Origin of the sequence: Xylanibacter rodentium (assembly GCF_013166575.1) — a bacterium.
Taxonomy (GTDB): Bacteria; Bacteroidota; Bacteroidia; order Bacteroidales; family Bacteroidaceae; genus Prevotella; species Prevotella rodentium.
Genome location: NZ_JABKKE010000003.1, coordinates 75,245 through 93,852, shown reverse-complemented (window position 1 = coordinate 93,852; position 18,608 = coordinate 75,245). Strand labels below are relative to the sequence as shown.

Sequence of the window (18,608 nt, the reverse complement as noted above, 5' to 3'; positions counted from 1 at the left end):
GTCGGTACGGGGCTGCCGTACTGCCGGTACAAGGCCTCTGTACTAACAGTACAAGGCCGCTGTACCAATGGTTCAACGGCCTTGTGATACTTTCAGAAACGCACGCAAACCACTTAGTTTCTTTGAAATGCTCATGCTAAAGATGCGGTAAGAGCACTTTTATGGTGTCGTGTGGTGTGAACAGTTTTGCTTTTTTAAGGCATTGTGATTTCAATTCTGTTATTTTCTGCGGGCACGATGCTATTTCGTCCATCAAGCGGTGAAACTCCGCGATGTCACCGAATTTGTATCCGTATCCTGTTTTGCCTTCGTAGATTACATCATCAAAACTTTCCCATCGTGCTGCAACCACCGGCAATGCCGCTGCGTATGCGTCGATGATTGTGCCTGGTATTCCTTCTGTATAAAAGCGGGTGGGGAACACAAGGGCAAAATAGTTTTTAAGCGTATTGACGCTTTCGGTGTATGGCACACATCCTTTGTATGATATATATGGCGGAAACGTTGCCATGAGTTGCTGGAACCATTCAGTCTCGTTTACGTCTACCGGGCCGTATATGTCTAACGTATATACGGTCTTGTCGGCTTTGTCGTTGATGTCTTTTATAACGCTGATGGCATCTTCTATGCCTTTTTTTTGCATTACACGTGAGAAAATGCAGAGTTTCATGGGCAAGGTCTGCTCATGATTGCGGGTGGCTGACGATTGCTTGATGGCCGGCAATTCTTTGCTGTTGGGCATTGTATATACATTGTTGAATCCAAATGCGTGCATCCTTTTGTGTAATGACTTTGTTTCCACATATATACCGTCGAATCTTGACAGGCTGCGAGCCAATGTCTTATTGCCGGAAAGCATATCAGGCAGCCATCCGCCGATCACTACATAGTGTAGCTTCTTGTGGAAGAAAATATTCAAGAAGCAGAGCAACGGGGCTATAACTCGTATGCCGTTGTGGGCGGGGAGTATTATGACATTGTCGCATGAATGAAGCATGCGTATTCCGGTGAATGGAAGTTTTATAAGGAATTTCAGACCGTTGTGGGTATCGCAGAGTGTCACATGTTCGTCTCCCAATACGTTCTTCAGCTCCTTTGCCAGTGTTTTAGTCTTGACTGTTTGACCGTCGAGAAACTCTTTCCCGAAGCCAAAATGTCCTATCACGCCTGCCTTCTTTTTCATTTCTTTATGCCGTATATATAGTGATGTGTATATAATGTTGTCTGGTTTATCTGTTACATTCAGCCAATGCGTTTTTGATGGCGTCGAGCCATCCGTGCCCGAATTTCAAATCCGGTTCTACATAATTGCCCTCTCCCCATTCGTTCCATGCTTTCAGGAAAAGAATCTGATGCTCCGGCTGCTTGTCTTTTATCAGTTTTATCGCGTTCTTAACTGTTTCTTGAAACTTTTCAGGTGTACTGTTTACCAATGGGTCGGTCTTGATTCCTGCACGTGGCGTACGGTCCCATTGCGGGAGAAGCGTAGGATAGACATTTTCCCATGAGTCTTCTTCCACGTAATAGTGCCGCATTGCTTTTGCGTAGTCTGTCCGTATGGTTGCCGGTAGGAATGTCTGGCCTGCCATGTAGTAATACAACATCTTTAGTTTGCCGTGACACAACGACTGGGCGCGCGCAAGTCCGGATGATATTACTGCGTCGAAGCCTTTGTTCAGAATATCTTTATAGTAATCTGCCGCATGCTCTGTGTCCCACAAAGTGGCTTTGTTTGACGATACGGATTTTCCTGAAGCATTTACTGTATACCCGATGAAATGTATTCCCGGCAGCCCGTTTTCTTGTGCGAGCTTTTGCCATAATGATATGAATCCTTCAACGTCGGGAATGTCGCGTGGTGCCCAAACCGCAAAAATAGGCTTGCCGTCAACTTTTATATAACGCTTGTCTTTGAATGCGGGCAGTAGGGCATGGAAGTGGGCGATGTGGTCTTCAAACGAATATTCCATCTTCATAATCATAGAATCCCGCTTTGTACTTTTCTCTTTAATCCACGTTTTGTTTGTCCAGTCATGATTTGCCCAGCACAAACAGAACGGGAAATCGGGCTTGCCGCTTTGGAGAACCTCGTTGAACGGGCGCTCGAGAAGTTGCTTGCCGTTGCCGAACCAATAATGGTAATAGCAAAAACCCTCTATTCCGGCTTCTCTTGCAAGTTGCGCCTGTTGCTCACGCACTTCGGGAAGACGCAGATCATAGAATCCTAAATCAGCCGGAATATGTGGCTGATAGTGTCCATAGAACAACGGTTTGGCTTTTGCTACGTTGGTCCATTCGGTGAATCCTTTTCCCCACCATTCGTCATTTTCGGGAATTGGATGGTATTGTGGTAGATATAAAGCTATGATACGTGGGTTCATATATATTGTTATACTTGTTTTACAATCTTTGCAGGAATACCGGCAGCGACAGAATATGCCGGAACGTCTTTGGTCACAACGCTGTTTGCGCCGACAACGGCACCGTCGCCGATTGTGACGCCGGGCATTATGCATACGTTGTTTCCCAACCATACGTTGTTTCCTATCACAACAGCTCCCTTTGATACCGGTTTCCGTAGATACGGACATATCTCAAGTTGAGAACGTTCTGTCATTCCATGAGAGTTGTCTGTGATGAGCACATTTGTGCCTGTAAGCAGATTGTTCCCTATTCTGATACTGTTTGCCGCCGTAATATGGCAAAAGTCACGTATGCTGCAGTTGTCGCCTATCACGATTTTGGGCTTGGGGTCGGTTGTTGCGGCACTGTCAGGCCATGCTGTGAGTTGTATACCTCGTGATATCTGGGTATTATTGCCTATCGACACGAGGTTGAGGCCGTGCAGCTTGGTTGCTTTATAGGCTATGACGCAGTCTTTGCCCAAACTGGCAAAGCGGCGGCGCAGAAAGCCGGTGTAGATATGCGCTGTTACGGCCCGGCATAATTCCGGCAATTGGGCCGGTACTAAGAATGACAGCTGCCGGCCGGCCGACTCACCTGTTGTTTTTATCAGCTTGTACATCATAGTATCTCTTTATACATATTGTATACTTCGTTGACGTTGGCCTCGGTGGTATATAAAGTGTTTACTGTGTGGAAAGCTCTGTCGCGGTAGGCATCGAAGCAGTCGGTCGGCTCATTTGTCACGTTAAGCAAGTGAGCGGCCAGTTCGTCGGCGTTGTCGAACCGTAGAGCTATCTCTTCGCCAGTCAGGCAGAGGCCGGTGTTCATCTGTTCTTTGGTTCCGCCGTTGTTGCGGCCTATGGCCAGACAGCCGTTGAACATGGCCTCGGGCATTACGCGCCCGAAGCCTTCGAAGCGTGACGGAACGATGGTGGCTCTGGCTCCGCGCATCAGCGTTGCCATACCGCTCTTTTCGCCGAGCCATATTATGTGGGTGGCTGTTCCGTTGTTGCGTGTCATGCTCTTCAGTTTCTCTTCGTACCCGCTGTCGGGGCTGCCTCCGGCGATGAACAGTTTTAGTGGCTTTGCCGTGCGTGCGGCGTATATGGCGTATGCCTCTATCAGAAGGTTGAGCCCTTTGGCCGGTTCGATGCGTCCGGCAAACAGGAAGTAGTCGCCACTGGCTGTTGCGGGCATCGTTGTTTGTGTGGCCATTATTCCGTTGTATATCACCCTCGACGTAGGTTTGCCATCCTGTTTGTGATGGCGCTGTATGTCTTTTGTGATACAAATAGAGTAGGAGCGGGGCCGGCCGAGCTGTCGCTCCAGGCTGCGGTGTGACGGTATGTAATGCAGACCGAAATCGAGGTCGCCGTATTCTCGTATATGGTATATGTGGGGTATGTGCAGTGCTTGGGCCGCGTTGTAACCGATGTTTGTCACACTCACGTTTGTGTGTATAATGTCGGGCTGTAGTTCCTTCATCGCTGCTGTCAGTTGCTTTGACGAACGGTGGTTGAGGTACAGTCTTCCCACAAGTCTTGGCACGAACAGCAGACAGTCTGTCAACCCGTTGGCAGGAGGGAAGGTGCATGACCTGTAATTGAGTACTATCGTCCTTACACCGAGCTGCGACAGCGTATTGTACAGGCCGTGGGTATCGGGTAAGACGACCGTGGGCTTCACTCCCATGGTCATCAGTCCTTTCAGCATCGCGATGAATGACTTTGATGCTCCTCCGGTTTCTGTGGTGGCATTTAGTATATATACTGCGTTAATCATCAGCTTCTGTTTCTTCTATACATTCATTTTTTTTGTTGTGGGTGCCTCTGTAAGGAACATACTATATATGGGTATGAAAAAGCAGAACCACAGCGGAAAACCTCTCACTATGAAATTAAGGAAAGCCAGGATTATGCCTGATATCACCGCGCGTTTGTATGTGGCATTACGCGTTGTTACAAAGTAGAATATAATCAGCAGCATTGTTCCCACGATACCGTTCTGGTATATGAACACCTTGTAGCCGGCGTTTCCGAATCCTTCATCGTATGTCTTTCCGAACACCACGTCGGACGACGATATGAACCTTTCAAATTCAACGGAAAAATCTTCCCGTGTTCTGTTGTTTCCCACAATATCTCCGTCTTCAACCTCAAGACGCAGTAATATCAGGTCGTGCAGAAGGTTATCGCCACCATTGTATACAAAGGCTCCGGTAATGATTATGGCGATGGCAGATACGGCCAGTATAACCTGACGGGCGATATGCTTTCCCTGAACCCATAGGTTAAGGAATATCACGAACACAAGCATGACGTATGCCGCGAGCGAGAATGACATCAGCGTGGCTGCGAGCAGAACCATGTTGTACCATTCTCTCCATTTGCCGTACTGGGTGAGCAGCAGAAACACTGTGGCCGTACCCATCTGACCGGGCTCAAGGAACACCGCGTGGAAACGAGGTATGAGGGTGAACAGCGAACGGTCGTCAAGTAGGAAAAAGTAATAGTTGGTATATGAGTACAGGTCGTCACGGAAGCTGACGTTCGTGTTTGGGAGGTTGATGCCCATGAGATACTGGAAGTATCCGAAAATGGAAACAACGAGCAGTATGGCCATTATTTTTGATATAAAGGTAGACAGCTCCAGACCCACTTTTTTGTTTATGCGGAATAAAGAAAGAAATATAGTGGTGTTGAATACGTTTATAATGTACGAGTTGATATTGTCGTTGTGAGTCAGGGCCTGATATGTTACCAGTAACAGATATCCTACAGTTGGTACTATAAAATCGGTTCTTGTAAACAATGGCTTTTGCATGGTTGACGATACGAACATGGCCATTGTTACAAACATTGTAGATATGATGATATAGTAAGAAGATAATGCCCACATGAACCATGGGTTCAGTGAGCCGAAATAAGCTATTGTCATTCCTGAATAAAAAAGGAAACGTGTGAGCGAGTCTTTTCTTATCAGGTACAGACTACTAATGTCGTTTATATTAAACATACATGAAGTCTTTTGAACGTATTTTTTACAAAGTCCTGTTCTGCCTTTTCCAGTGTGAAGAACCAGGCGGAAATGAATCCGGTTGATACCGACAAAACAAATGTCAGTACAAATCTGTATGGGGCAGTGATGGCCGTTGTGCAGATGTATCCTGTTGCGGATATAACAAAGAGCGTGGGCAACAGACGTAATATGACATTTCGTACATATTGTCCTGCATTGAGCCCGGCGGCGCGTTTTATATAAGGTATGCGCATCATCGAGACAAGCAGTTCGATGATGAGGTAAAGAACCATGATGTCCTGTGCTTGTCCGCCATAATATAGTATAGCCCATGCCATCGGCAACGACAAGAGCTTGGGGGTGTACATTAGGATGGTGTAACGGCGTATGTTGCCCAAAGCCTGGTTTACCACGTTGAGGCCCATGGTAAGCTGGTCGCAAAGGAACGACACTAGAATGAATCTGCAGAACATTACCGCGTCCTCGGGCACATCTTTCAGCCACAACATGAGTATTTTAGGCATTTCTATCATGATGGGGATAGATATTATTGCCATGAGCAGTACGGAAAACTTGCTCTCTTTCTCGGCCAGAAAGAACATTCTCTCCCGGTTATTCTCTCCCTCGGCCTTGATTATTTGCGGGGTCATGGCGTTAAGGATTGATGTCACGGTGAAGGCCATGGCACCGTATATCTGGAATGCAATGCCGTAGGAGGCGTTTATGACAGTGCCGAAAAAGTGGTTCAGAACAACGGCAAATCCCTGATTGCGTGCCGAGACAGCTCCCATGCCGTAGGTTGTCCAACTGGCAAATCCGGCAATGTGCGACAGGCATTTTCTGTTGATTGATTTGGGGCGTATTATGATGCAGCTCTCTTTGAAATAGACAAGCGCGTATATTGTGAACGACAGAAAATTGACGACCAGTATGCCCAGCATCATGATTGCATATACAAACAGTTTGTCGGCGCTGATGTATGTGAGCCATATTGCAAGACCAAATTTCAGTATGCCGTCAATCACCTCTACCACCGATATATATACAATGTTTTCGCGTGCGATGAACAGCGACTTGTAAGGGGCGGTAAGTATGGTTATGAAGAGCGTCAGTGTGGTAATCACATATATGTCTTTGGCCGTTTCTGTTCGTACAGGGTCGATGTTGAGCACATTCGAGATAAGCCATTCCTTTATCAACAGCAATGCTCCACACAGAACTATACCGATGATGATGTGCAGTAACAGGCTGTTGGCAAATATCTCTTTGATGTAGTTCTCGTCTCCTTTGCCCTTGTAGTAAGATATGTAGCGCTGTGTGGTGATGACTAAAGAGTTGAGCACAAAGCCAAGCATGGCAATCAGACCGCCGATGACAGAATATAGTCCATAGTCAGATATGTTTAATGCGTCAAGCACTAATCTTGTTGAATATAAGGATAATCCAATGTTGATTATTGCTTTGCCGTATTGTGCTAAGGTGTTTACTATTATTCTCTTGGTTTGTGTCATATCGTTGTCTGTGACTCTCCTCCAACAAGGTCATATATAGATTGTAATTCTGATCTTGTCTTATTTCAGTTTGAACATATCTTTGATTGAATACACACTTATGGCGATAAAGGTCATGAAGCATATGCCCAACACAAACAACATTCTCTTTGGACCGTCAGCTTTCACGGGCATGGCAGCACCCTTGATGACTGTAAACGCCGGAGTGCGCTCCTGTAGTCGGGCTTTGGCGGCCTGATACTGCGTCATCAGTGTGCTGTATGTGTTATATTTCAGCTGCATGTCGTTTTCCAAATCATTCTGTTTGGCTCTGAAACTTTCCAACGTGATGTTGGTGTTGGCGTCGGCATAGATCCCATACTTTCTGCGTGCCTCCTCATATTCCTGCTTGGCTTCGTCGGCCAACTGCTCGTAATAATCAAGGTCTATGCGTGCTTTGTTAGTACGGTACTGCGTGATGAACACTTGCAGATGTGTCTTTACAGAGTCGGCCAGTGTCTTGCAGATTAGCGGGTCTTGAGCCTTTGTGCTTATAGTGATTACAGCAGTCTTCTTGTCTATGGATATACCAACGTTGGCTCTTATGGCATCGGCGATGTCATTTTGGGTTTTCGACAGAATGTACGGCTCGATACCGTTTCCAGAACCTCTTTTGGTCGTATCTTCTTTTTCTGTAAGTTTTGCTATGCTGCTTTTCAGCCAGCCGAGTGGAATGTTCCACCATGCCGTTTTCTGATGTTTCTTGTAGTAATCGTACAGTGTGGTGTTGATGTTACCTTCCAGGCTTTTCAACTTGACGTCAAACAGTCCTACTACGAATCCGTTGTCTTCCATCAAGTCGGGATAGAGCAGGGGAGAGATGGCATCGTTGGTCTGCATGCTTGAGATGTCAAAACCAAACGACGAAGCTATCGAACCAAGTGTACCTTCCATTCCGCTGTTGGCCACCTCGGGTGCCAGACTGAGACTGGATGTGTAGTATCGCGGCACGCATACAATCAATACACTCGACATCACAAATGCTATGGGTAAGGCCTTGAAAAACAGCTTTTTCTTTGCTAATATCTTTTTTAGTATGATTCGTATGTCGATTACTTCCGACATATTGTCGTTCACATTATTGTTTGTCATAACGTATGTCTTTTTGGGGAATGGGATTACTTAACCAGATTGGCTATCGTTATCAGCATCGTCGCTATAGATGCCGTGCTTGAGCCGATGGTCACGATTTCGGCTGTGCTCATCTTCTTCTGCTGCATCTTGCTCGGCACTATGATCTCGCATCCGGGCATAGGTTTGGTTCTGTAGCCCACACGTGCTTTCTGTCCGTTCATGTACACTATGAATGTGCGGCTTTTCTTTGCACGGTTACCCCAGCCTCCGGCCTGGTCTATATAGTATCCCACACCCTTACCCTCGCGGTAGGCAACCGTAGATGGCGACATGACGTCGCCGCTGACCTTGACCGTGCTCGAATACTCCGGCACAAGAATGCGGTCGCCCTCACGCAATATTACGTCGTAGTTGCTGCCAGGGTTTTCAATTGCTTTTTCCAAGTCTATGGCTACGTAGTAAGTGTTTCCGAAGTCGAGTTTCTTTGTGTCCAGCGTGTCTTTTTCGCCGCTTTGTGTCAGCAGCATCTTTCTCACGTCTTCCATTTTCAGACGTTCGTCTTGTGTTATTGTACGTTCCAGACGGGCTCCTTTCACGTATGCCGTGTTGGTGACGCCTCCGGCCTGCTTTATCATCTCGCTCAGTCGCGTGCTCTTCTGGGGCAGTGTGTATGTTCCGCTGTAAAGAACTTCACCTTCTATCTTTATGTTCTGTAGTTGGGAATATCCGGGCGATTTTCTTACATAGATTTCGTCATACGGCTGTAGTACGAATCCCGGTTCACCGTCGATAATGAATCCGTCCTTTATGGCAAACGAGTATGTGCGGGCAATTGTGTCGGAAGTGGTCACGGCATGATTGTCGTTCATTCGTCTCGACACGTCCACCTTCATCATAGATGCCACGTCGTTAAGTCCTCCGGCCTGCAATATCAGGTCTTCAACGGTCTCGTTGTCCGCATATTGATATACTCCGGGGTACATCACTTCTCCATATATCGTCAGTGTCTTTTCCTCCTGCAGGTCTTTCTTGCTCGGTATGTAGAGCACGTCCTCGTTGCGCAGCGGGATGTCGGCCACACGACCTTCCATTATACCGGCGACGTCCACCGACATAACCTCGAGTGTGCGGTCGGGTTTCATGCGGTGCATGACACCGTGGGCCGTAAATGCGTCCTCGGTCACGCCCTCGGCATTTTCTATAAGTGCACGCACTGTCGATATGTCACCGCCCACCTGATACATTCCCGGACGGAACACAGCTCCCTTTATTTCGACCATGTTCGAATAGCGTGGCAATATGGAATCGATGCTGAGCGAATCCTCATCTTCCAGACGGAACGAGTTCATGTCGAATTCGCCGACATTGTATACAGAATATTGCGTGCCTGCCTTACGTACCAGACGGATGGACTTTCTGTAGGCATCCCCGGCAAATCCTCCGGCGTACTTGAGCAGCGTGCCTACGCTCTCGCTCTTTTTCATTTCATAGAACATCGGACGTTTTACTTTGCCCGTGATGTTTACAATGCAGTCGTACGGTCCCACAATGATCACGTCGTTGTCCGTGAGGCGTACGTTTCCTGCGAGTTTTCCGTTAAGTATATAGTCGTAGATGTCGACAGTGGAAATCAGTCTGTTGTTGCGGTACACCTTGATGTTACGCATTGTACCTATGTCGTTGATGCCTCCTGCCATGTACAGGGCATGAAACACTGAGGCAAAGGCGGACAGGGTGTACGTGCCGGGCACGTTGACTTCGCCCATCACATTGACGGATATCGTTTTTGTCTGCCCTACGGTAAGTCTCATCTGCGAATTCTGATAGCGTGCGCCCAACTGTCTGCGCAGTGCCTTGTTGGCTTCGTCTACAGTCATTCCGCCTATGGTCACAGGTCCGAATCCGTCTATGTTTATTGTGCCGTCGGGAGATACTGTGCTCTCGAAAGTTCCGGTCGACGCTCCCCATATATCAATAAACACTGCATCGCCGGCTCCCAGACGATAGTCTTTCGGTGTGGCGATGTTCATGTTTGGCTCGAAACTTAAGTCTTTGTTATTGAAAATGTCGCGTCCGAAGATCTTACGTCTGTTCTTTTCCTGATTCATCATTTCCTCAAGATACATGCGGTCGTATATTTCCGTCGAGTCGGGCATGAACGTGCTCAGTTCTCGCTGCATCTGCATGAAATCGGGATTGGTATTGTCATAAGTACGTTTGGACTGAGATGTAATCCTGCCGTCCTTTTTACGATATTTAGATATGTCGGCATTGTCTTTCTCCTTGCCGTTGTTTTCTCTTGTGCGCACCTTGCTGTTAGGCGATGTCGTCAGATTTTTTGCACCGAGTGCACTTCCGTTGTTTTCTTTTTCATATTTGTTTTTTATGCGCTTTATCTGATCTATAGTGACACCCTTTTGCATGAGTTTAGTCACAATCTGCGACTGGGAAGTGCCTTTGCCGTGTTCTTGAATAACAAATTCCATCACGGCTTCATCACTCATCGACGATTGGGCAAAAGACGCAACTGCCATCATGGACAGCATGACAATCGAAACTAAATATTTTTTCATACTTTATTATGTCTGGTAAGTATCTTCGTTTTTTTATTTTTGATTAATACTTATTTAAACTTCATTTTCACGAATTTATTGCAAAAAAATAATGCAAATCAAGAGCATAATCACCAAATTTGTTTGGATGTTATGCCGAGATGCAGCTTATTTTCTGCAAAAATAATGCAAATCGAGAGCAGAATCACCAAACTTGTTTGGGTGTTATGCCGAGATGCTGCTTATTTTCTGCAAAGATACACAATTTATTAAAATAAAAACGGCTAATTCGGATAAAATGACTATCTTTGCAAAGTTTTTCAGCGGAAAACGACGGTATGCCGTTTCACAATACCTGGGGTTGACTGGATTTGACAGCGGGCAGAAATGGTACGTAAGCATGCGGAGTGACGACTGTTGACTCCATAATAACATCGGTCAAAAATTTATCTGGCGAAAACAATTATGCTCTCGCTGCCTAATCGAAGTATAGTAGATTATCGGCTTTATCCAGCTACAAGGTAGCAGGACGAGACATCGCTCAAAGGCTGTTGTTCCGAAGCTCTTTGGCCAAGCGGTGCAGTTAAATCGGAAATAGTCATGCCGCGCCCCGGCGGTGTGATGAAATTTTAGGGGATAAGGCTGCGATTGGTGGTCCGGATCTTGTCGCAGCACGAAAACCGAAGGCTGGAATAAGCATGTAGAAAGCGTATGGTTTCCCTGTTTGGACGAGGGTTCGACTCCCTCCAGCTCCACTTGGCGGGTCGGATAGATTCCGGCCAACAGAAGCCAAAGCAAGACTAAAGAGGAGGGTGTATCAAATTGAAGCGATTTGATACCCCCTCTTTTTATAAGGACTTGAGGGTTCAATAATTTTATGCCCTCTCTTTTTGTTTAGATTCCCCAAATATTCGACTCTCGGTGGTCCCTCTTCCGATTATACGTAAAAAACGCCGGAATCAGTGGTATTTCCCCCATTCTTAGCCGCTTTTGCTATTTTGGAGCACATTTTCTTGAGGTTAAAGGCAATGGCAAAGAAGGCAAAGTCCATTTTGACTTTGTCCAGTCCGAAGTGACGGAAGCGTTTATATCCCATGTCGTATTTCATCTGTCCGAAAACGGCCTCCGGTTCGATACATCTTCGTCCCCGGTGTTCTATACCTTCTTCCGATGTCAGCCGTTCCCGGGCCTTTCGTCGGTACTCCGCCAGAGGATGGTTGACTTCGATTATCCTGTCACCTTTTGCCTTGAAGTAGCTGCCCCTCAGAGGGCATCCCTCACATCGTCGAGCTTTGTAACGGGAGGATTTGGAAATATATCCGCTTTTGGTTTTTGTACGGGTTGTCCCTATACGTTCCATATGCTGCCCCATCGGGCATACGTAATAGTCTCCGTCGGTATTATAATAAAGAGCCTGCGCACTGAATGAATCCGGCACATAATGCATCCGCTGCTCGCGATGGAACCTGTTGTATTTGACATAGGCATCGATTCCGGCCTCTTCCATAAAGCGGTAATTTTCCTCGGAGCCGTAACCGGCATCGGCAACGCCTGTCTGCGGATGTTTGCTGTAACGGTCGAAAAACGAGTTGAAGAAGGGTATCATGGTAAGGGGATCGCTGGGAGTCTGAAACAGTCCGAAGTCAAGGATGAACTGATTCTCCGTTCCAATCTGCAGATTATATCCCGGCTTTGTCTGGCCGTTGTTCATGGCATCCTCTTTCATCCGCATGAACGTGGCGTCACAGTCGGTCTTGGAATATGAGTTCTGATTGCCCAAAATGCGCAGTTTCTCGTCATATTCGTTGAGTTTATCGGCTTGTTCCTTAAGTTGTTTTATCTGTCTCTTTCGCTCCTTGCGCCGCTCTTTCTGCTCTTTTGTCCCGGGTTTGGGTTCGTTATCAAGACTGCGGTTAAGTTCTTCCGTGATATTCTTCAGATCTTCCGGGGTGAAACTTTGACCGTTTTCTTGTTCGGCGTTTTCCTGCGCAATGGACTCGTCTATCTGTTAGAGAAGAACTTTTATTTTTTCGATAAGTTTTGCCCGGAGCTTTTCTGTTGACTTACGCCATACAAAAGTGTACTTGTTGGCTTTGGACTCAATCTTGGTTCCATCGATGTATTCAACGTCAAGTGTGATGAAGCCTTTTTCTGCAAGGACAATGACCAGCCGGGTAAAGACCAGGTTGATCTCATCCTTGACGCGGTTTCGGAAACGGTTGATGGTATTGAAATCCGGCTGCTCGTAGCCGGCCAGCCATATGAAATGGATGTCACGCTTCAGGGCCGTCTCTATCTTTCGACATGAGTAGATGTTGTTCATATAGCCTAGATGACTGCCTTGAGCATCATCTTGGGATGATACGGACTGCGGCCGCGTTCCTTGTATAGTTTCTTGAAATTTTCAAGTTTGAGATTGTCTATGACCGCATCTACAACAAGGACAGGATCGTTTTCCGCAATATCTTTGTTAAGACGCTGAGGAAAAAGTATCATTTGTTTGGGATTGTAATCCCGAAAGTGTATCTTTGTAGACATTTAATTTATATATATCACAAAGATACAGCATCCTTGCTATATGACAAAGCCCCGGCTTGGGAAAGTCGAGGCTTTGTTTTATGTTTTTCTGCAGGTTATAAAAAGAAGGTGCATCTGAATTTTGATACACCTCCTTATGTCACAACAGTCTACTGTTAAATCATTTAATTAAGACATGTCTTGAAATTTACTAAACATCAATGGATTGCAAATGTTAAAAGTAATCTTTACAACTTAAAATAATTGGCAATCTCCTTTGTCATCTCGTAGATTATGACTAATTTTGCGAAATTAATTAACTTAATATTATATCCGATATGAAAACAAGAGAAAAATTTCAGCCAGTTACAGATGGCAGAAATGAAATATTTGAGGTATTTCGAAAGAAACAGGGGGATTTAGATATTATTGGCGTAGAAAGACAAGGACTTATATATTACATTATACTATTAGGAGGTTTTAACTCTCATAAAGCGTGGGTATCCATTATGATGGACGGCGAAATGAAAAGCATATTGGACGGTTTGTTGGATACATCCATTGGAACAATCGAAGTACTAGCGCAAAAGTGTCCTCTGCTTTCTCAATCGATACTTGATGGTCTTGATAAGAGATTCAATAATGGAGCGTTTATTAATGTTGCTGGAGATTGGTTCTTTAATAGAGACTTTTGGTTCAGTATGGATACAGAAGCGTGGGTCAATCTTTCAACAGAGGTTTGTTTTGAACTTATAGAAAGATGTACTCAGATGTTGAATGAATTTTCTAATTTCAAGGGATTTAGCTTTAGCGAAAAGGCGAAAATCTCAGCAAAAGACGTCTATAGAGGATATAAAAAAATTAGACCGTATATTGCTATTGCCAAAATAGCCATACCACACTAAATTGTGATATTCTCTTTAAATGCTTGAGGTCATGAACAAAGAATTAAAAGCCATCGTATGGCTGGTTGCTTTACCAGGCTTCTTGATGGAATGTATAAACTTATTATTTTAAAGCTAAAATTATGAGTTGCCCATATTGCGAGACTGAGCTTTTGGATTATGACGAAAAGACTCTTAGGCATGTTGGAGAATTTTTCCTCAAAATGACTAAACCATGGAATATTGCTAAAGGTATATTCAATGTAGGAAAAACTATTTATTATGATTTCTCTGACATTCCACAAACAGAAAAATATCTTTATTGTAAAAAATGCGATGTTTATTTTATACGTTGCTGTCATTGCAGTCATTTGAATTGTATAGGAAGCGATATTATGGTTTCTCCTAAAAAGATTACATGTGTAAATTGTAGCAAAGATTATGTGTATGCTACCCATCCTGACCCAGATGCAGATCATGGCTTTTAATTAATTGTAATCTTTTGAATACAACCATTATATAAAAGGATGTTGTTATGACACCGGCTGTAATATTCGGAAGCATAAACATGGCGACTTCTATCGCCGCTTACTTTGGTCTAATTGAGAGTGTCGGTGGTAATGTTCAGAAATTACTTCATCAAGCATTCAAAAGTGCAATTCAAAATCTGGAGTATGCCCAAACCGCATCTTCAGATATAAATAGGTTAGATTATATAAAGACAGCGAAAGAGCGATTTATCGATGCCATTTCAGTTGAAGAAAATGAAAATCTTATTTCATCCTATGTCGGGCTTGCTATGTGTCAGCATCTGATGGGAGATATTGAAAATAGAGATATAACGATTCAAAGTATAAATGATGTGAAACTAACATTATCTGAAAAAACTAAGGCAGTATCAAAAACTGCCTTCAAAATAATAGGTATAGGCAATATTTATTCGCTTTACAAAATTGTGAAGGGTGAAAATCCATACACAACTGATTATGCGAATAGATTAGCCAAATTTGAAAATTATAAACAATTGGCTTTAGCTACAAAATAAAATGCAGACAATAACAGAACAAGTAGAAGAGATACTCGACAAACGACTTGGTCGAGGTATATATGATGGACATGGTAGGCTTCAAAAGATTGAAGCGCATATCTCCACACTTGCGACTGTCAGGGAGAAGATTGAGCAACTGGATGCACTTGTATCTACTATATCAAAACAGATAGAGACTTTTTATGTGGCTGTTTGTTTTCATCGTTGCGACATTTTTTTATTTGTATATCACCATCGGTTTTCGCTTGCTTGACACCTGCAAGGCGTGAGACACACAGAGGGGATGTTCGCCCTTTGGCTTAAAAATACAAGCTGACAACGGGAGGTCTGGAGATTTTTCAGGCAAAAGGCTAAAGAATATCCCCGTCGCCACACGTTTCCCAATGTTAAGCAAGTTAAAAATCGTTGTTGATTAGACAATAACAGGAGCCACGACTACGGAACGGTGAAAACATACTGCCACATAATCGGCATGAAATCTCATCTAAAATCGCTAATTTTGCATTATGAAGCAGATTGTAAGATGTAATAAGAATGATTATCCTGCGCTTGTCGGTATATGGGAGCGTTCGGTGAGGGCGACCCATGATTTTTTTGGATGGAACTGTCATTCAAGCGATAAAAACAGCTTTGATACTTGATTATTTTCCGAATGTTGATCTATATGCGCTGACAATAGATGATTCTATCGCAGGTTTCATCGGATTGTGTGATGACAAAATTGAAATGTTGTTCATAGACGATTGCGTTCGTGGATGTGGTTATGGCTCAGTTCTGATTGGTTTCTCCAAAACAAAGGGGGTAAGCAAGGTTGATGTGAACGAGCAAAATCCATCTGCATTTGCGTTTTACCGTTCAAAGGGATTCAGAATTATAGGCAGAGATGAGACTGACGATTCCGGCAGACCATATCCAATACTTCATCTGGCGTTATAAAACACGGCACAGTAAGCCCCGTTTGGGCAAGTCTGTTGCAATCAGATGACGAAGGAAGTGACAGCAACAGTCTTGCCCTCTAAGGTAGGGTGTCCAAAACTTGTCGCTCATTCTGAAATCATAGTCAAATAAATATATTAAGTTAGTCAACAGAATCAAACTACATAATCACTCGGATATAGGATGGATGCGCCTTGAAAAGGCAACGAGCACATAGCTCGGGGCAGAGCGAAGCGGCACCCCGGGAATAATACATCGACAATCCCCGCGCCCTGCAAGGGCAAAAGCATAAAAACATATCGAATATGAAAATGTAATTGTCTGATAATTAATGCTTTTGCCCTTTCAGGGCGAATGGATGCGATCGTGTTGTTCCCGGGGTGCCGCTACGCTTTGCCCCGGGCTATGTGCTCGTTGCCTTTCCAAGGCGCATCCATCCTATATCCAGCGACAAGTTTTGGACACCCTACCTTTTAGGGCGAGTGCGTACAATCGTGTTGTTCCAGGGGTGTCGCTTCGCTCTGCCCCGGGCTATGTGCTTGCTGCCTTTTCAAGGTGCATCCATCCTATGTCCGTATGATAATTGACGCCTTGCTTAAACGGGATTCCATTCCGAATAATCATTACTTTAACATATGTTAAGCGACATCTGAACCACAATTTCCGGCCATGGTCCCGAAAACGGCTCATTTCTGTTTAAATGGGAAGCACTGATTATCAGTGTGTTATGACAATAAGGTTTTGTCAAGAAAGCAGAGAGGGTCTTTTCGCCTTGCAATAAGGCCGTTGTTGCATTGCGATAAGGGCCCCGCCAGACTGCGAAACGGCCCTAACGGGAGTGTCGGGAGGCCCTCCCGGGAAGAAAACCATGCAAAAAATGTGTGTCAAGAAAGCAGAGAAGGCCTCCCGGCTTTTCTATTTCGAGAAAAATAAAATGAGTTTTTTTCAGAATAAAACGGACATCATTTGTTTCTCTACGTTCAGAAATATAGACTAATTTTGCTCACTTAAGTTGGTCAACAAAATTAAATTATATAATCGTCCAGATATAGGATGGATGCGCCTTGAAAAGGCAGCAAGCACATAGCCCGGGGTAGAGCGCAGCGGCACCCTGGGTGTCATGTTCTATTATCCTATTCGCCCTGCAATGGCAAAAGCATTAATTATCAGATAATTACATTTTACATATCCCATATGTTTTTATGCTTTTGCCCTTGCCGGGCGCGGGGATTGTCGATGTCGATTCCCGGGGTGCCGCTGCGCTCTGCCCTGGGCTATGTGCTTGTTGCCCCGTTGGGGCGCGTTCTATTAGGGAATGTTTTGTCCGGAGGATGATATAGTTTAATTTTGTTGACTAACTTACTTAAATACAATAAATATATGGCAACAGTTAAGACTAAGTTTCGTAAGTCCTCAGTTCGGGACAGTGAGTATTATAAGCCGGGTGGATATATATCTTATGCAAGATATGTCATAGAGCGGCTTATGGCTGCGGGCAAGCCTGTGGCTGTGAAATATGCCTCGTCATTGCGCAGTTTTATTCGTTTTAACGGCGATGTGGAAGTGTCTTTCAGCCGGTTCGATGCCAATCTGATGAGCGCATACGAGACGTGGCTGCGGGAGTCGGGCAAGTCACGCAACACCACTTCCTATTATCTCCGCAATCTTCAGGCCATCTACAACCGTGCTGCAGACGACGGTCTGGTAGGTCATGGCGCCAATCCTTTCAGGCGTGTCTATACCGGCGTTGACCTTACGGTGAAGCGTGCTTTGCCTATTTCGGTGATCAGACGTATACGTGATGCCGATCTCACTCTTTATCCGCAAATAGCCTATGCAAGGGATATGTTCATGTTCTCTTTCTGCACACGCGGCATGTCGTTTGTCGACATGGCTTATCTCAGACCATGCAATCTGCAAGACGACATGCTTTCATATCGCAGAAAGAAGACAGGACGGCTGGTCGTTGTGAAATGGAACCGGGAGATGGAAGAGATAGTCAGCCGTTATGCCAGCCGCTCGACAAACTATCTTTTGCCTATAGTTACTGCCGAGGACACCCGTTTGGCACACAGGCAGTATATCACAGCCACGCAGTGCATCAACCGACGTCTGCAGCGGCTGGCCCGAATGCTTGGCATATCCACCAATCTTACAATGTATGTCGCCCGACATTCATGGGCCACTGCCGCAAAGGCATCCGATATACCGGTATCCACAATAAGCCGTTGCATGGGGCATGAGTCAGAAAAAACTACCTATATATATCTTTCCACCATCGATACGTCAGATGTGGACAGGGCCACGGATGTGGTGATACGCTCTTTGTATGAAAAGAAAAATAACGGGTAATTCTGTAATGCAAATCTGTGTAACTCTTAAATAGAGTAGATATGAATCATAAACAATCTGATTATCAGCATATTAGAGTTTGATGGATCTAAAATTTTTCTGTATTTCCGGATTAAGTCAAATGTTTTGTAGAATTGTATAATTAGAAAAGATTGCGACAAAACCAAAAATAAGAACTTGCAATTGGTTTATTTTCAGTTTTTTGTTTATCTTTGCAAAACATTAAAGTGATAGTGAATACAATTCATATCTACTCTATTTAAGAGTTACA

At 44.8% G+C, this 18,608-nt stretch carries 14 protein-coding genes, 1 other RNA gene and 1 pseudogene; 7 read left to right on the top strand and 9 right to left on the bottom strand.

The genetic code is table 11. From position 1 onward, the window contains the following. Positions 1-136: 136 nt before the first annotated feature. From HPS55_RS03010 to HPS55_RS02975, 8 genes are read right to left on the bottom strand one after another with little or no spacing between them, the layout of a single operon-like run. Complete coding sequence (locus tag HPS55_RS03010; RefSeq protein WP_172175849.1) at positions 137-1,183, bottom strand: glycosyltransferase; 1,047 nt, start codon at positions 1,181-1,183, stop codon at positions 137-139. 46 nt (positions 1,184-1,229) lie between these two features. Continuing rightward, positions 1,230-2,381, bottom strand: a complete 1,152-nt coding sequence (locus HPS55_RS03005) for a glycoside hydrolase family 99-like domain-containing protein (RefSeq protein ID WP_172175847.1) — start codon at positions 2,379-2,381, stop codon at positions 1,230-1,232. 8 nt (positions 2,382-2,389) lie between these two features. Beyond that, positions 2,390-3,028 (bottom strand): acyltransferase, encoded by a 639-nt coding sequence (locus tag HPS55_RS14305; protein ID WP_285816190.1) that lies wholly within the window; start codon positions 3,026-3,028, stop codon positions 2,390-2,392. Further along, the gene (locus tag HPS55_RS02995) at positions 3,025-4,188 is read right to left on the bottom strand and encodes a glycosyltransferase (RefSeq protein ID WP_172175845.1); all 1,164 of its coding nucleotides are present in this window, start codon (positions 4,186-4,188) and stop codon (positions 3,025-3,027) included. The genes HPS55_RS14305 and HPS55_RS02995 overlap by 4 nt, the downstream gene beginning before the upstream one ends. Before the next feature lie 15 nt (positions 4,189-4,203). Continuing rightward, positions 4,204-5,421, bottom strand: a complete 1,218-nt coding sequence (locus HPS55_RS02990) for a hypothetical protein (protein WP_172175843.1) — start codon at positions 5,419-5,421, stop codon at positions 4,204-4,206. Continuing rightward, complete coding sequence (locus HPS55_RS02985) at positions 5,409-6,935, bottom strand: lipopolysaccharide biosynthesis protein (protein WP_172175841.1); 1,527 nt, start codon at positions 6,933-6,935, stop codon at positions 5,409-5,411. The genes HPS55_RS02990 and HPS55_RS02985 overlap by 13 nt, the downstream gene beginning before the upstream one ends. 60 nt (positions 6,936-6,995) lie before the next feature. Then, entirely contained in the window at positions 6,996-8,066 is a 1,071-nt protein-coding gene (locus HPS55_RS02980; RefSeq protein ID WP_253945807.1) for a chain-length determining protein, read from the bottom strand. Between the two features lie 26 nt (positions 8,067-8,092). After that, positions 8,093-10,621 (bottom strand): SLBB domain-containing protein, encoded by a 2,529-nt coding sequence (locus HPS55_RS02975; protein WP_172175839.1) that lies wholly within the window; start codon positions 10,619-10,621, stop codon positions 8,093-8,095. A 336-nt stretch (positions 10,622-10,957) separates the two neighbouring features. On the opposite strand from HPS55_RS02975, the gene ssrA reads away from it, so the two are divergent. Then, positions 10,958-11,358: a transfer-messenger RNA gene (ssrA, locus tag HPS55_RS02970) on the top strand. A 179-nt stretch (positions 11,359-11,537) separates the two neighbouring features. Here the strand turns inward: ssrA and HPS55_RS02965 are convergent. Continuing rightward, a pseudogene (locus HPS55_RS02965) lies at positions 11,538-13,138 on the bottom strand (IS1182 family transposase). A 317-nt stretch (positions 13,139-13,455) separates the two neighbouring features. On the opposite strand from HPS55_RS02965, the gene HPS55_RS02960 reads away from it, so the two are divergent. From HPS55_RS02960 to HPS55_RS02935, 6 genes are all read left to right on the top strand, one after another. Continuing rightward, entirely contained in the window at positions 13,456-14,022 is a 567-nt protein-coding gene (locus HPS55_RS02960; RefSeq protein WP_172175837.1) for a hypothetical protein, read from the top strand. Between the two features lie 122 nt (positions 14,023-14,144). Next, positions 14,145-14,489 (top strand): hypothetical protein, encoded by a 345-nt coding sequence (locus tag HPS55_RS02955; protein WP_172175835.1) that lies wholly within the window; start codon positions 14,145-14,147, stop codon positions 14,487-14,489. Positions 14,490-14,536: 47 nt separating this feature from the next. Continuing rightward, positions 14,537-15,046 (top strand): hypothetical protein, encoded by a 510-nt coding sequence (locus HPS55_RS02950; protein ID WP_172175833.1) that lies wholly within the window; start codon positions 14,537-14,539, stop codon positions 15,044-15,046. Between the two features lies 1 nt (position 15,047). Then, positions 15,048-15,302: a hypothetical protein gene (locus tag HPS55_RS02945; protein WP_172175831.1), complete on the top strand. Its 255-nt coding sequence runs from the start codon at positions 15,048-15,050 to the stop codon at positions 15,300-15,302. Positions 15,303-15,634: 332 nt separating this feature from the next. Continuing rightward, positions 15,635-15,985 (top strand): GNAT family N-acetyltransferase, encoded by a 351-nt coding sequence (locus HPS55_RS02940; RefSeq protein ID WP_253945806.1) that lies wholly within the window; start codon positions 15,635-15,637, stop codon positions 15,983-15,985. Between the two features lie 1,380 nt (positions 15,986-17,365). After that, positions 17,366-18,337 (top strand): tyrosine-type recombinase/integrase, encoded by a 972-nt coding sequence (locus HPS55_RS02935; RefSeq protein ID WP_172175829.1) that lies wholly within the window; start codon positions 17,366-17,368, stop codon positions 18,335-18,337. Positions 18,338-18,608 lie beyond the last annotated feature (271 nt).

Coding starts and splice junctions, on each gene's coding strand:
- HPS55_RS02980 (WP_253945807.1), bottom strand. CDS start 8,066: ATGACAAACAATAATGTGAACGACAATATGTCGGAAGTAATCGACATA.
- HPS55_RS02990 (WP_172175843.1), bottom strand. CDS start 5,421: ATGTTTAATATAAACGACATTAGTAGTCTGTACCTGATAAGAAAAGAC.
- HPS55_RS02950 (WP_172175833.1), top strand. CDS start 14,537: ATGACACCGGCTGTAATATTCGGAAGCATAAACATGGCGACTTCTATC.
- HPS55_RS02945 (WP_172175831.1), top strand. CDS start 15,048: ATGCAGACAATAACAGAACAAGTAGAAGAGATACTCGACAAACGACTT.
- HPS55_RS02975 (WP_172175839.1), bottom strand. CDS start 10,621: ATGAAAAAATATTTAGTTTCGATTGTCATGCTGTCCATGATGGCAGTT.
- HPS55_RS03010 (WP_172175849.1), bottom strand. CDS start 1,183: ATGAAAAAGAAGGCAGGCGTGATAGGACATTTTGGCTTCGGGAAAGAG.
- HPS55_RS14305 (WP_285816190.1), bottom strand. CDS start 3,028: ATGATGTACAAGCTGATAAAAACAACAGGTGAGTCGGCCGGCCGGCAG.
- HPS55_RS02940 (WP_253945806.1), top strand. CDS start 15,635: ATGATTTTTTTGGATGGAACTGTCATTCAAGCGATAAAAACAGCTTTG.
- HPS55_RS02955 (WP_172175835.1), top strand. CDS start 14,145: ATGAGTTGCCCATATTGCGAGACTGAGCTTTTGGATTATGACGAAAAG.
- HPS55_RS03005 (WP_172175847.1), bottom strand. CDS start 2,381: ATGAACCCACGTATCATAGCTTTATATCTACCACAATACCATCCAATT.
- HPS55_RS02995 (WP_172175845.1), bottom strand. CDS start 4,188: ATGATTAACGCAGTATATATACTAAATGCCACCACAGAAACCGGAGGA.
- HPS55_RS02960 (WP_172175837.1), top strand. CDS start 13,456: ATGAAAACAAGAGAAAAATTTCAGCCAGTTACAGATGGCAGAAATGAA.
- HPS55_RS02935 (WP_172175829.1), top strand. CDS start 17,366: ATGGCAACAGTTAAGACTAAGTTTCGTAAGTCCTCAGTTCGGGACAGT.
- HPS55_RS02985 (WP_172175841.1), bottom strand. CDS start 6,935: ATGACACAAACCAAGAGAATAATAGTAAACACCTTAGCACAATACGGC.